This window comes from Streptomyces sp. NPDC031340, from assembly GCF_055569945.1.
Genome location: NZ_JBVIIE010000006.1, coordinates 74,601 through 89,597, shown reverse-complemented (window position 1 = coordinate 89,597; position 14,997 = coordinate 74,601). Strand labels below are relative to the sequence as shown.

Sequence of the window (14,997 nt, the reverse complement as noted above, 5' to 3'; positions counted from 1 at the left end):
GGTCAGGCGGACGCGTCCAGCCGGCCGACGAGCGCCGACATCGCGTCGACGGTGCGGAAGTTGTCGATCCTCAGCTCGTCGTTGGGGACGGTGACGCCGAAGGTCTTCTCGATGAACATCACCAGCTCCATCGCGAACAGGGAGTTGATGTAGCCGAGGGCGAAGATGTCCTGGTCCGGGGTGAGTTCGGCCTGCGGGAAGCGGCCGCGGACGAAGGAGGTGATGCTCTCGGCGGCGGTGACGGCGACAGTGGTCATGGTCGTTCGCTCCTGGGTTCGGTGGGTCGGGTCCAGTGAGTCGTGATCACTGGGTGGGTTCAGCGGGTAGGAATCAGTAGGTGTAGAAGCCGCGGCCGGTCTTCCGGCCGTGCAGCCCGGCGTCCGTCATCTGCTTCAGCAGCGGGCAGGGGCGGTACTTGCTGTCGGCGTAGTGCTGGTAGAGCACCTCGACGCTGTAGAGGATCGTGTCGACGCCGATCAGGTCGGCGGTCTCCAGCGGGCCCATCGGATGGCCGAAGCAGCCCCGGAACACCTCGTCGACGGACTCGGCGGTGGCGACGCCCTCGTACACCAGGTACGCCGCCTCGTTCACGGTGAGCATCAACACCCGGTTGGAGACGAAGCCGGACGCGTCCTTGACGTCGACGGCGCGCTTGCCGAAGCCGGCCAGGAACGTCCGGGTGCTCTCCACGGTCTCCGTGCTGGTGTGGAAGCCGGGGATCAGTTCCACCACCGGCTTGGCCGGCACCGGGTTCATGAAGTGGACGCCCACCACGCGCTCGGGGTGGTCACCGAGGGAGGCGACCCGGGTGATCGGGATCGCCGAGGTGTTCACGATCACGATCGCGGTCGGCGGAAGCACCCGGTCGAGCTCCTGGTGGACGCCCTTCTTGGTCTCCCAGTCCTCGGTGACGTTCTCGATCACGAAGTCCGCCTTGGCGAGGGCGTCCAGGCCCACGGCGGTGGTGATCCGGCCGAGGATCTCGTCGGGGTCCAGGGCCGGGCCGCCCATCAGGCCGCTGAGGCGGGCGTTGCGGGCGATCACCGCCTTGGCGTCGGCCAGGATCTCCTCCGAGACGTCCACCAGGACGGTCTCGAAGCCGTACTGTGCGAGGTTCTGGGCGACGCCTGTTCCCATGACGCCGGCGCCGACGACTCCTACGACGGTCATGCCACTGCTCTCCGTTTCTGTGAGGGTGTGCGGGGTGTGCTGGGTGTTCGGGGTGACGCGGGTGGCGGTGCTCGGGTGCGGACCCGGTGAGGCGGTACGGGCGGCGGGCGGGTGCGGTCAGGCCGTCCGGTGGCCGGCCGGGCCGACCGGTGTCCCCACGCCCTGGACCACGCGGGCCAGCGCCTCGACCGTCGGGGCCTCGTACAGCACGCGGGGCGGCAGCTCGGCGTCCGGGAAGGAGCGGCGGAGCTGGGCCAGCACGGCGATGCCGAGGAGCGAACTGCCGCCGAGCTCGAAGAAGTTGTCCAGCGATCCGACGGACTCCAGCTTCAGGTGCTCGCACCAGACCCCGGCGACGGCCTCCTCGGCCGGCCCCTCCGGCTCCCGGTACGGGGTCAGCAGGTCCGGCCTCGGGTGGCGGGTGCCGGACGTGGTGCCCGCGACCGCCGGGGTGAGGACCGCCTCGACGGTGAAGCCGGTGCTGTAGCGGACGATGGTCGGCAGGTCCTGGGTGGACACCACCACGCGCGGCTCACCGGTGGCCAGGGCCCGCAGCAGGCACCGCCAGCCCTCGTCGAAGCCGATGCCGAAGGTCGCGCGGTGCTGGCGGAAGAACGACTGGAGTTCGTCGTCGTAGCCCGCCAGGCCGAAGTCCCAGGCGTTCCAGGTCCATTCGCCCCAGCCGATGGAGACCACCCGGCGGCCGCCCTGGGCGAGCCGTGCCGCCGCCGCGTCCAGATAGGCGTTCGCGGCGCAGTAGTCGACCTGGCCCGGACCGCCGCCGGTGGCGGAGGTGATGGACGAGAACAGGACCAGGAAGTCCAGCTCCGTCTCGTCCGGCCCGCCGATCCCCAGCGCCTCGGTCAGCGCCCGCAGGCCGCCGACCTTCGGGGCGAGCACCAGCTCGGAGTCCTCCGGTTCCTTGAACTGGATCAGGCCGGTGCCCGCCACGCCGGCCGCGTGCAGCACGCCGTGCAGCGCGCCGAACCGCTCCCGGGCGGCGTCCACCGCCCGGCGCATGTCGGCGGGGTCCGCCGCGTCGCCGGCCACGATCTCCACCCGGGCGCCCAGCGCGAGCAGCCCCAGCACCTGGCGGACCCGCTCGCGCACCGCGTCCTCGGCCTGTTCGGCGCCGGACGCGATGGCGTCCCACCGTTCGCGCGGCGGGAGCCCGCGCCGGCCCATCAGCACCAGCCGGGCCCGGCAGGCACCGGCCAGCCGCTCCGCCATGGCCAGGCCGATCCCGCCCAGCCCGCCGGTGATCAGGTAGACGCCCTCCTCGCGCAGCAGGTCCTCCGCCGCCGTCGCGGGGTCGGCCGGGGGCAGGGACTCGTAGCGCGGGACCCAGCGCCGGGTGCCGCGCAGCGCCACCATCAGGTCGGCGCGGGGCCGGCGCAGCTCGGCGGCGACCGAGGCGGCCCGGACGCCGGGCAGCGCGTCGATCAGACGGGTGCTGATCCCCGGGTACTCCAGCGGCACCACCAGTGACGGGCCGACCAGGGTGGCCGCGGCGGGGCGCACCTCGGTGCCGTCCAGCACCTGGTGGACACCCGCGGTGACCAGGTCCAGCTCCCAGTCGAGGCGGCCGAGTTCGTCGGCCGCGCGGGCCAGCGCGACCACGGTGTGCAGACCGCGCCGCACCGTCTCGTCGTCGGCACGCTCGGCGGTACTTTCGTCGGCGCTCTCGCCGGAGCCGTCGCCGCTGTCGTCGAGCGTCCACAGGTGGACCACCCGCTCCAGCTTCAGCCCGCGTCCGCGCAGGTCCGTCAGGAGTTCCAGGGCGTCCTCGTGACTGCCGGGGCGGACCGTGCGGTCGCCGCCGGGCAGTTCGGCGTGGCCGGCACCGGGCCGGACCGCGGTCACCGTCGCGCCGTCCCGTTCCGCGGCCCGGCGCAGTTCCGCCAGGATCCGCTCGGCGGCCGCACCGTCGGTGTAGACCAGCCAGTGGCCCGGCTGTTCCTCGGCGGCGGCGGGCGCGGCCGTCTGCCGCCACACCGGCTGCCACAGCCACTGCTCCTCCGGCAGCAACGGCACGCGCTCCAGGTCGGCGAACGAGGTCGGCTCCTCCAGCGCCCCGGCGGACAGCGCCGCCGCGCCCGAGGCGGCACCCGCCGTCGCCGCCCGGCCACCGGGCATCGGCGCGGGGTCGATCCAGTAGCGCTGGCGCTGGAACGGATACGTCGGCAGCGGCACCCGGCCCGGCGTGGCGCCCCGGTGGAGCGCGGCGGTGCCGGGACCGGCCCCGTGGTACGCGGCCCAGTCCAGGTCGACGCCGGTCAGCCAGAGCCGGGCGACGCACTCGGTGAACACCAGGTCGGCGGGGCGGGGATCGCTCTGCGCCGGCAGGGTCGCGGTGATCAGCGGCCAGCGCTCCGGCGGGCAGCCGGCCCCGCGCACCATCGCGCCCAGCGACGGCCCCGGGCCGATCTCCACCATCGCCAGCTCCGGCTCGGCCAGCAGCCGCTCCACCGCGTCCGCGAACCTCACCGTGCGGCACATGTGGGCGGCCCAGTAGCCCGGGTCGCGCACCAGGGCGGCGTCGGCGACGTCACCGGTGACGTTGGACAGGTACGGCAGCGCGGGCGGGTTGAGGGTGACGTTCTCCGCCACCCAGGCGGTGAGCCGTTCGGCGAGCGGCGCCAGCATCCTGGAGTGGAAGGCGTGCGTGGTGCGCAGCGGCCTCGCCGGGACGCCGTCCCGCGCCAGGTCGGCGATCAGCGAGTCCAGTGCCTCGCCGGGCCCGGCCACCACCACGGCGGACGGTCCGTTCACCGCGGCGACGTCCAGTCCGCGCTCGCCCAGCCGGTAACGGCCCTGCAACTGCTCGGCGTTCAGTGGCACGGCCGCCATCGCGCCGCGCTCCGCCTCGCCGATCAGCCGCGCCCGGTACACGACCAGGGCGATCGCGTCCCGCAGCGACAGCACCCCGGCCAGGCAGGCGGCGACGTACTCGCCGAGGCTGTAGCCCAGCATCATCGACGGCTGTACGCCCCAGGCCAGGAACGTGCGGGCCAGCGCGTGGTCCACGGCGAACATCAGCGGCTGCACCACCTCGGTGCGCTCCAGCTCCGCCTCCCGCCCGTCGGCCGGACCGGTCGCCCGGCCCAGCAGGGCGGCGAGATCGGGGCCCGCGCCCGGGCGGTCACCGGTGAGCAGCCCGGTCAGCTCGACATCCGGCAGCTCCTTCGCCAACAGCTCCAGGCAGTGGTCGAGTTCGGCGCGGAACACCGGCTCGTGCCGGTACAGGTCGCCGACCAGGCCGGGGTACTGCTCGCCGACGCCGGCGAAGAGGAACGCCACCGGCCGGCCGGAGACCGTCTCCACCCGGGACGCCACCGGTGTGCCGTCGTCCTCGCCGGAGAACACCGCCGCCGCGTGGGCGGTGCCGCCGACCACCGCCGCGCGCCGGTGCTCGAAGACCTTGCGCCCGGCCTGAAGGGTGAACGCCACGTCGGACGGACGCAGTCCGGGGTGCGCGGCCAGGTGCTCGCCGAGCTCCCGCGCCGCCTGGTCGGCGGCCGCCACGGACCGGGCCGAGACCACCAGCGGGTGGTGGCGGCGGATCTCCGGACCCCGGGCCGGCCGCGCGGGCGGCTGCTCCACCACCACGTGCACGTTGGTGCCTCCCATGCCGAGCGAGTTGAGCCCGGCGATGCGCGGCCGGCCGTCGGGGCCGGACCAGGCGGCGGTCTCGGTGTTGACGTAGAACGGACTGTTCGCGAAGTCGATCTGCGGGTTCGGGCGGGTGTAGTTGAGGGACGCGGGGACCACGCCCTCGCGCACCGTGAGCGCCGTCTTGATCAGTCCGGCGGTGCCGGCGGCGTGGTTGAGGTGACCGATGTTCGTCTTCACCGCGCCGATGGGGATCGACCCCGGCCGGGCGTCCGTACCGAACGCCTGGGTGAGCGCGGCGACTTCGATCGGGTCGCCCAGCTCGGTGGCCGTGCCGTGCGCCTCCACGTAGCCGATCTCGTCGCTGGTGACCCGCGCGTCGACCAGCGCCGCGCGTACCGCCGCGGCCTGTCCGGCGACGCTCGGCGCGGTGTAACCCGCCTTCTGGGCACCGTCGTTGTTCAGCGCCGAGCCCCGGATGACCGCGTGCACGGTGTCCCCGTCGCGCAGCGCGTCGGAGAGCCGCTTCAGGACGACCACGGTCGCCCCGTCGCCGAACAGCGTGCCGGTGGCCTCCGCGTCGAAGGAGTGGACATGGCCGTCGTGGGAGTCCATCCCGCCGGTCACCCGCAGGTGTCCCTTGCGGTCCGGGACCGCCACGGACACCCCGCCGGCCAGCGCCGTCTCGCACTCCCCGGCCCGCAGGCTGCGCACCGCCGAGTGCACGGCCACCAGCGAGGTGGAGCAGAAGGTCTGCACGGCCACACTGGGCCCGTCGAGGTTGAACAGGTACGACACGGACGTGGTCAGCGCGTCCTTGTCGTTGCTCATGATCAGCTCGTACGGGTTGACGTCGCCGTCCGCGACGAGCTGCGGCAGCATGCCGAGCAGGTAGGTGCTGAGGTTCGAGCCGCCGAACACGCCGACCCGGTCGCGGTACCCCTCGTGGGCGTAACCGGCGTGCTCCAGCCCCTCCCAGCAGACCTCCAGGAAGAGCCGCTGCTGGGGGTCGGTGAGCGCGGCCATACGGGGACTCATCCCGAAGAACCCGGCGTCGAACCCGGCGATGTCGTCCAGCACCGGGCGGGCCGGCACGTAGTCCGGGTCGTCGGCCAGGTCCGGGTCCACGCCCGCCTCGATCAGTTCCTCCGGGCTGAAGAAGGTGACCGACTCGACTCCGTCGCACAGGTTGCGCCAGAACTCCACCACGTCGCCCGCGCCCGGGAAACGGCCCGCCATGCCGATGATGGCGATCCGCCGGTCCAGCTCGTCGGCGTCGGGCAGTTCACCGGCGACGGGCAGCGCGGACGGCTGCACCTGCGCGGCGGGTACGCCCTCGACCGGTGCTGCCGAGCGCACCGGCACGGCCGCCGGTGCCGGGGCCGCGGTGACCGGGCGGGAGGCGCCGCCGTCGAGGACGCCGGCCAGACCCCGTACGGTCGGCGACTCGAACAGGGCGACGGCCGGCACCGTCACCCCGAAGCGTTCCTTGACCGTCGCGAGCATCTGCAGGGCGAGCAGCGAACTCCCGCCCAGGTCGAAGAAGTTGTCCCGGACCCCGACCGGCTCGATGGCCAGCACCTCGGTCCACAGCGCGGCCAGGGCGCGCTGGGTCGCGGTGACGGGGGAGACGTACGGCTGGGGCAGCTCCGGGCGCGGGAAGGTGGCCGCCCCGGCCGCGGGCGCGGCGGGCCGGGCCGCCGCCGGCCGGGGCAGCCGGTCGTCCAGACCGCCCGCGGCCACCACCACGGACCGGGCGGCCCGGGTGAACAGCCCGTCGAACGCGGTGAGTGCCTGCCCGGCGGTCATGGCGTGCGCGGTCATCGCGGCGCCGAACGGTCCCTCCAGCCGTTCCAGGGTGGGGGCCCAGGTGTCCCAGGCGGCGGAGATCCAGCGGGTGGCGTCGCCGGCCGCGCCCTCGGCGTGGGCGGTGAGGGCCGCGTTGGCCGCCGCGTAGCCGCCGAAGGCCAGGCCGCCGAGGTGGGCCGAGGTGGAGGAGAACACCACGCACCAGCGCGGAGCGCCGTCGGCGGGCAGCTCCCGCAGCACCGCCCGCAGGGTGCGCGCGCCGTCCACCTTGGCCGCGAACTGGCGTCGCACCGTCCCCTCGTCCAGGGTGCCGAGCGGGAGGAAGGTGTCCTGCGTGGTGTCGGCGGCGGCGTGCACCACGCCGTCGAACGTCCCGCCGCCGTCGGTGAACAAGCCGCGTACGGCGGCCTCGTCGGTGACGTCCAGCCGTACCGCGCGCACCTCGGCGCCGAGCGCGGCCAGCTCCTCGACCGCCCGCCGGCGCGGGTGCGCCGGGTCGTCCGGGAGCCCGGAGCGGCCGGCCAGCACGACCGAACCCGCGCCGCCGCGCACCAGGTGCCCGGCGACCAGGAGGCCGACGTCACCGAGACCGCCGGTGACCAGGTAACGGCCGCCGGGACGCACCGCCGGGCCGGCTCCGGCGGCAGACGGGTCGGCCGGGGCGGCCGGGACGTAGGAGGGGAGGTGGCGGCGGCCGGACCGGTACGCCGTCAGCGGGTCCGCGGCCGCCCGGCGCACCTCGGCGAGCAGTTGTGCGGCGGCCTCGGCGGGCTCCGCCGCCGGGTCGAGGTCCACGCCCCGGCTGTCGAGGCCCGGGTACTCCTGCCCGGCGACGGCCGGGAGGGCCGCGAGGGCGGCCTGGGCGGGGTCGGTGCCCTCCCCGTCGGACACGGCCCGCGCGCCCCGGGTGGCGAGCACCACCCGGTCGGTGCCGGGCAGACCCGCCCAGGAGGACAGGAACCGGGAAGCGGCGAGCACCGCGTCCCCGGGCTCCCGGGCATCCAGCGAGGCCAGGTGGACGACGGTCAGCGGGCCCTCGCCCGCAGCCGTCGCGGCGTCGGCCGCCGCGTCCGCGTCCACCAGGGCGACGTCGGCGGCGCCGGCCGTGCGCAGCAGGCCGGCCAGGGCGTCGGCGAGACCGTGGCGGTCCCGGCTGAGGACGTAGCGGCCGCCGAGAGCCGCGTCGGCGGCTTCCGTACCGGTCTCGTCGGGCGTCCAGTGTGGGGTCAGCAGGGTGACGTGGCCGGAGTCTTCCGGCGCGGAGGCGTCCAGGGCGGGGCGAGGCGTGCCGTCGCTTCCGGCGGGGGCGGCGGGCGGGTCGATCCAGTAGCGCCGGCGCTCGAACGGGTAGCCGGGCAGACCGACCCGGGCGGCGTCCCGGCCCCGGGCGTAGGCGTCCCAGTCGACGGGCACGCCGGCCAGCCACAGCCGGGCCACCGCCTCGGCGAGAGTCAGGCCGGCGTCGGCGGCCGTCTCCGGCATCGCCTCGACGACCCGTTCCCGCTGCTCGGCCGTCAGACCGGACAGGTCGGCCGTGCCCAGCACCAGCAGGACGCGTTCCTCGTCGGCGAGCAGCTCGGCCAGGTCGTCTCCGGAGCCGGGGTGCGCCGCCGCGGCGGACCCGAGCGCCTCGAGGGCGGCGGCGGGCGGGAGCGCCTCGGACAGGACGTCGGCGACGAGCCGTCCCGATCCCCGGCCGACGTACCCGGCGGGCGTGACGCCCCAGGAGCGCAGCAGCGCCGTCAGCGCGTGGGCCACCGGGAAGCAGGCCCGCGCGTCGTCGCCGGCCGGTCCGGCTCCGCCGGGCGCCGTGCGGCACTCGTCCAGGGCGGCGCGGAACGCGGGCTCGCGCGCGGCCAGTTCACCGGCGTCGCGCAGGCGGATCGGGCCGTCGGACACGTACAGGATGACCGGCCGGTCCGTACGTCCCTGCTGCCCGCCGAGGTACGCGCCCTCGTGCACCGCTCGTGCCGCCTCCCGCGCCGAGCGGGCGACCAGCGCCCGGCGGTGCGAGAAGACGGCGCGCCCGGTGTGCAGGGTGCGGGCCACGTCCGCCAGCCGGACGGGCTCCGTCTCCAGGTGGGCGGCCAGCCGCCGTCCCGCCTCGTCGGCGGCGGTGGCGGTCCGCGCCGACCACACCAGCAGCTCGGGCCGGTCCGAGGACGGCGCGTCGTCGGCGCGCACCGGCTGCTCGGGCGCCTCCTCGATCACCACGTGGGCGTTGGTGCCGCCGATGCCGAAGGCGCTGACGCCGGCCCGCCGCGGGCTCCCGCCGCGCGGCCAGGGCCGGTTCTCGGTGACGACCGACAGCCGGGCGTCCCCGGACAGGAGCTGCGGGTTGGGCGTGGAGTGGTTGAGGGTGGCGGGGATCTCCTCGTGGTGCAGCGCGAGCGCCGCCTTGATCAGTCCGGTGACGCCCGCGGCCCGGTCGAGGTGGCCGACGTTGCTCTTCACCGAGCCGAGCAGCAGCTCCTCGCCCGCGAACACCTGCTGCAGCGCGGCGAGTTCGGCCGCGTCACCGAGGGCCGTACCGGTGCCGTGGGCCTCCACGTAGGTGATGTCGCCGGGCTCCAGCCCGGCCGCGGCCAGCGCCTCGGCGACCACCTCGGCCTGTCCGCTGACGCCGGGCGCGGTGAAACCGACCTTGCGGCCCGCGTCGTTGTTGACCGCCCAGCCCCGGATCACCGCGTAGACGCGGTCGCCGGCCTCCAGCGCGTCCTCCAGGCGGCGCAGCGCGACCACGCCGACGCCGTTGCCCAGCAGGCTGCCCTGCCCGGAGGCGTCGAAGGCGCGGCACTCGCCGTCGGGGGAGCTGATGCCGCCGGCCTGGTACAGGTAGCCGGTGGCGCCCGGCACGGTGACGGCGACGCCGCCGGCCAGGGCCAGGTCGCACTCGAACGCGGCGAGGCTGGTGGCGGCGGCGCAGACCGCGACCAGCGAGGTCGAGCAGTAGCTCTGGATGCCGTAGGCGGGGCCCGACAGGCCGAGGGCGTGGGCCACCCGCAGCGGCAGCGAGTCCTTGTCGTTGGCCAGGCCCATGGCCAGTTCGCCGACCTGCCGGCCGACCCCGGCCGGAACCAGGTTGTTGTTCATGTAGCTGCTGATGGCACAGCCCGCGAACACCCCGATCGAGCCGTCGAAACGGGCCGGGTCGCAGGCGGCGTCCTCCAGCGCGTGCCAGCTGTGCTCGAGGAACAGCCGGTGCTGCGGGTCGAGGATCTGCGCCTCCTTCGGGTTGATCCCGAAGAAGCCCGCGTCGAACAGGTCGACGCCGTCGACCACCGCCCCCGCCTTGACGTAGTCGGGGTCGTCCAGCAGGTGCTGCGCCACCCCGGCGGCGCGCAGCTGCTCGTCGGTGAACCGGGTGATGCCGGAGCGGCCCGCCCGGACATTGGCCCACAGTTCGGCCGCGTCGGCGGCCTTCGGGAAGCGCCCCGACAGGCCCACCAGGGCGATGTCGGTCGGAGCGGCCTTGGTCGGATGCTCGGTCATGTCGTCCGTCCTCGTCCTCATCGGTTCCGCGTCAGGGGGCTCTGGGCGTCGCGGGCCCGGCGCCTTCGCCGGCCCCTCGCGGAGCCGAGGTCCTGTGCTGTGGTCACGGCGGTCGCCGTGGTGGCGCCTTCCAGCGCTGCCGCCAGTTCGGCGACGGTGGGGTGCGCGAAGAGCAGGGCGGGCGGGACGCTGCGCTCCGTCTCCTTCTCGGTCGCGGTCATCACGGCCAGCCCCACCAGGGAGTTGCCGCCCAGGTCGAAGAACGGGTCGTGGACGCCGACCTGGTCGATGCCCAGGTGCCCGCCCCAGATCTCGGCCAGGGTGCGCTCCAGGGCGGTGCGCGGCGCGACGTAGTCGGCGCGCAGCGCGGGGCGCGGGAAGCGGGTCCGGTCCGGCGCGGCGGCCGCCCCGGTCACCTCGTCCAGCGCGCTGACCTCGTCCCAGGCGCGCATCCCCTCGGCCAGCGCGTGGCGGACGGCGAGCACCGGGCCGTGGGCCGCGCCGGCCAGCCGGTCCAGCAGCGCGCAGCCGCCCTCGTCGGTGAAGCCGTAGGTCTCGCGGTGCTCGCGGACCCTGGCGGCCAGGGCGCTGCCGGGGCCCTCCGCCGCCCAGTCGTCGTGCTGCCAGGGCCCCCAGGCCACGGCCAGCACCCGGGTGCCGGGCGCGGCCGCCGACAGCGCCGACGCGTAGGCGTCCAGGACGCTGTTGGCGGCGCAGTAGTCGCCCTCGCCGATCCCGCCGAACACGGTGATCGCCGACGAGTACAGCACCAGCAGCTCCGGGCGGTCCGCCGCCGGCACGGCGGGCCCCACCAGCTCGGCGAGCGGGCCCATCGCCAGCACCTTGGGCGCGAGGACCGGCCGGGAGCCGCCGGGCGTCATCCGGAACGTCATGCCCCGCGCGGGCAGACCGGCCGCGTGCAGCACCCCGTGCGGGGCGCCGAGGCGTTCCCGGCACGCGGCCAGCGCGCGCCGCAGTTCGCCCGGCACGCCCACGTCGGCGGTGAGCAGCAGCACCTCGGCGCCGGCCGCCTCCAGCTCGGCGACGTCCCGCAGGCTCTCCGCGGCCCGGCCCGCCGGCTCGGCCGCCGCGGCGGCCCGCAGGTCGGTGCGGCCGACCAGGGCGAGCCGGCGCACCCCGGACCGCACCAGGTGCCGGGCGAGCGACAGGCCCAGCCCGCGGGTGCCGCCGGTGATCAGGTAGGTGCCGTCGGCACGGAACGCCGGAGCGGCGGGGGCCCTGTCGTCCGTTGCGGCCGAGGCGTCCGTGGCGTCCGGTGCGGGCAGGTCGACGGCCGCCCAGTCCTGGCGCAGTCGTCGGCCCCGCCGCCAGGCGGCCAGCGCGTGGCCGGAGGCGGTCCGGGAGCCGCCGCCCGCCGCCCGGGCCAGCTCGGCGAGCAGGACAGCGGCGGACGCGTCGGCCGGGGCCTCCGGGTCCAGGTCGACGCCCTGCCAGCCCAGGCCCGGGTACTCGGCGCGGGCCACCCGGGCCAGGCCGTGCGCCAGGGCCCGCTCGGGGGCCGTGCAGTCACGGCCGATGACCTCGGCCGCGCCGGCCGTGGCGGTGACCAGGACCGCCCCGTCGGCGCCGGCCAGGGGACCGAGGGCCTGCACGGTCAGCAGCAGCGCGTCGAAGCCGTAGCGGATCGCGGCGGTCAGTTCGGCGTCGGTGGCGAACGGCGGGGTGCGCACCGGCTCGCACAGGCTCCACAGGTGGGCGACGTGCAGCCGGCCGGGGCCCAGGGCGCGCGCGGCGGCCAGCGCCTCCCGGTGATGGTCCGGGTTCTCCGGGTCGATCAACAGCCGGCGCCCGTCGCGCCGCCGTTGCGTGCCGGGACGGACGGTTCCGGCGGGGACGACCTCCAGCACCGGCGTTCCGGCGGCCTCGGCGAGGTCGGCCAGGCGGGTGCCGACGCCGTCCGGGTCCGCGAGGACCAGCAGCGGGCCGTCCAGCGGTCCGGGCGCGGCGGCGAGAGCGGTGGGCGCGGTGACGTCCGGCTGCCAGGCCGGGGCGTAGCAGTGGTCCGCGGGCGCGAGGCCCGTGAGGTCCGCGGCGGGCTGCGCGAGGGGCGGGCCCTCGGGCCAGTAGCGGGTGCGCCGGAACGGGTACGACGGCAGCGCGACCAGGCGGCCCGCGCCGCGCCCGAGGGCCGTCCGGTCGAGGTCGGCCCCGCGCTCCCACAGGCGGCCGCAGGTCTCCAGCAGGTGGGCGCGCTCGTCGGGCCGGCCGTCGGTCGACCAGCGGGCGGGCAGGGTGCCGGTGATGAGCGGGCCGTCGGCGGCCTCGGCGTGCTGGCGCAGCAGTCCGCCGAGGGTCTGCCCCGCGCCCAGTTCGACATAGGCGCCGAGGTCCAGCCCGGCGCAGGCCCCCAGGCCGTCGAAGAAGCGGACCGGGCTGGTGAGGTGGCCGGCCCAGTAGCCGGGGTCCATGGCCTGCTCGGCGGTGAGCGGGGCGCCGGTGACGTTGGAGACCACGGTGACGGTGGGCGGCCTGCGCTCCACCGAGGCCACCGCGCGGGCCAGTTCGTCGCGGGCGGGGGCGAGCAGGGAGGAGTGGAAGGGGTGCGCGGAGCGCAGCGGCCGGGCGGGCAGACCCGCCGCGGTGAGGCGTTCGGCGGCCGCGGTCACGTCGTCCGGCGGCCCGCTGAGCACCGTCATGTAGGGGCCGTTGAGCGCCGCGACCTCCACCGCGAGCCCGGCGCCGGCGAGTTCGGCCTCGACGCGGTCGGCGGGGGCGGCGACCGCGAGCATGCCGCCCGGCGGCGCGGCCTCGATCAGCTGGGCGCGCCGGGAGACCACCCACAGGGCGTCCTCCAGCATGAACACCCCCGCCAGGCAGGCCGCGACGTACTCGCCGAGGCTGTAGCCGACCAGCACGTCGGGGCGGACGCCCCAGCTGTCCAGCAGCTCGGCGAGGGCGTATTCCACGGTGAACAGCAGCAGGTGGGAGGCGACCGCCCGGTGGTCCGGGCCGTCCGCCGCCGGGCCGGCCGGGCGCAACAGGTCCCCGGCGGGCGCGGGCGGCTCCGGCTCGGCGTGGAAGACGGCGCGCAGGTCGATGCCGCAGCGCCCGGCGGCGATGTCCGCGCACCGGTCGACGGCGGCGGCGAAGGCCGGCTCGCGCCGGTAGAGGTCCTGGCCCAGGCCCCGGTACTGGTCACCGACACCGGGCAGCAGGAACGCGATCCGCGGGGCCTCCTTGGCGGCCCGCACGCCGGCTTCGCGCCCGGCCCGCTCCAGCAGCCGGGCGGCCTGCTCCGGGTCCTCGGCGGCCACCGCGCGCCGGTATTCCAGGGTGCCGCGCCCGGCGCGCAGGGTGTGTGCCAGGTCGGCGAGCGGCGCGCGTCCCGCGGCCCGGGCCAGGTCGCCGAGCCGGACGCGCAGGGCGTCCTCGTCGGCGGCGGACACCAGCAGCAGTTCGGCCGCGCCGGAACCGCCCGAGCCGTCGGCCGCGCCCGAGCCGTCGGCCGCGCCCGAGCCGTCGGCCGCGCCGGAACCGTCGGCCGCGCCGTGGCCGCCCGCGGCTTCGTCGGCGGTGGGGGCGGCGAGCACCACGTGCGCGTTGGTGCCGCACCAGCCGAAGGAGCTGACCCCGGCGAGGCGGGGCTGCCCGGCCGCGGTGGCCGGGAGCGGCCGGGCGGCGGTGACGGGCAGCAACCGGTCCTGCGCCTGGGCCGTGGGCGACGGCTGCTCCATGTTCAGGTTGGGCGGGACCGTCCCGTGCTTCAGCACCAGCACGGTCTTGATCAGTCCGGCCATGCCGGCCGCCGACTGGGTGTGCCCGACGTTGGTCTTGACCGCCCCGACCAGCAGCGGGTCGTCGGCCGTACGCCGGCCGAACACGTCGGCCAGCGCGGCGAGTTCGATGGCGTCGCCGAGCCTGGTCGCGGAGCCGTGCGCCTCGACGTACGACACGTCCCGCGGGGTGGCCCCGGCGGCGGCCAGCGCCCGGCGGATCACGTCCGCCTGCGCCGTACGGCTTGGCGCGGTGAGACCGTTGCTGCGGCCGTCCTGGTTGACGGCGGTGCCCCGGATCACGGCGTGCACCGGGCGCCCCTGGGCGACCGCGTCGGACAGCCGCATCAGGACGACCACCCCGGCACCCTCGCCGAGGGCGTACCCGTCGGCCCGCGCGTCGAAGGTCCGGCACAGGCCGTCCCGCGACAGCATGCCGGTGGCGCAGGCGTTGACGTACATGTCGCGGTGGATCATCAGGAAGGCGCCGCCGGCCACCGCCGTCGTGCACTCGCCGCGGCGCAGCGCCGCCCCGGCCAGGTGCACCGCGACCAGCGAGGACGAGCAGGCGGTGTCCACCGTCATGGTGGGGCCGCGCAGGTCGAAGTGGTAGGCGATCCGGCCGGCGGCCACGCTCAGCGACGCGCCCTGCCCCCCGTACGGGTCCTGGACCACGGACAGGCCCTCGCGCTCCTGCTGGATCCGCCCGTACTGCAGGGTGTCGGACAGGCCGATCATCACCGCGGTACGGCTGCCCGCCAGGTCGGCGGGCGGCAGCCCGGCGTCCTCCAGGGACTCCCAGGTCAGCTCCATGAGCAGCCGCTGCTGCGGGTCCATCCGCAGCGCCTCGCGCGGGGACGCGCCGAAGAACGAGGCGTCCCATCCGGCGATGTCGTCGAGGTAGCCGCCCCGGGTGGTGTAGACGCCGTCCGTCTCCCGCAGCGCGGCCAGGTCGAAGCGCCCGTCCGGCACGTCGTCGACGACGCCGGTGCGGCCGTTCGACAGCAGGTCCCAGTACCCGTCGACGGACGGGGCGCCGGGGAACCGGCACGCCATGCCGACCACGGCGAGCGGTTCGGCGGCGGCGGCCTCGCGGCGGCGTGCCTCGGCCAGGTCGGCGGTGGCCTTCTTCAGATATTCCCGGAGTCTGTCCTCGCCTGCCATCTTCCTGCTTCCTGCT

Annotated in this window: 4 protein-coding genes; all 4 read right to left on the bottom strand. The window is 76.1% G+C overall.

The features are described 5' to 3' along the window. Window positions 1–2 precede the first annotated feature (2 nt). Window positions 3–257, bottom strand: a complete 255-nt coding sequence (locus ACZ5GT_RS06010) for an acyl carrier protein (protein ID WP_469014994.1) — start codon at window positions 255–257, stop codon at window positions 3–5. A gap of 73 nt (window positions 258–330) precedes the next feature. Continuing rightward, a complete protein-coding gene (locus tag ACZ5GT_RS06005) occupies window positions 331–1,170 on the bottom strand; it encodes a 3-hydroxyacyl-CoA dehydrogenase family protein (RefSeq protein ID WP_469014990.1) in 840 nt (279 codons plus the stop codon). A 117-nt stretch (window positions 1,171–1,287) separates the two neighbouring features. Beyond that, on the bottom strand, window positions 1,288–10,083 hold the full coding sequence (locus ACZ5GT_RS06000; protein ID WP_469014987.1) for a type I polyketide synthase: 8,796 nt from the start codon (window positions 10,081–10,083) through the stop codon (window positions 1,288–1,290). Between the two features lie 17 nt (window positions 10,084–10,100). Beyond that, the gene (locus ACZ5GT_RS05995; protein WP_469014982.1) at window positions 10,101–14,981 is read right to left on the bottom strand and encodes a type I polyketide synthase; all 4,881 of its coding nucleotides are present in this window, start codon (window positions 14,979–14,981) and stop codon (window positions 10,101–10,103) included. Window positions 14,982–14,997: the final 16 nt, after the last annotated feature.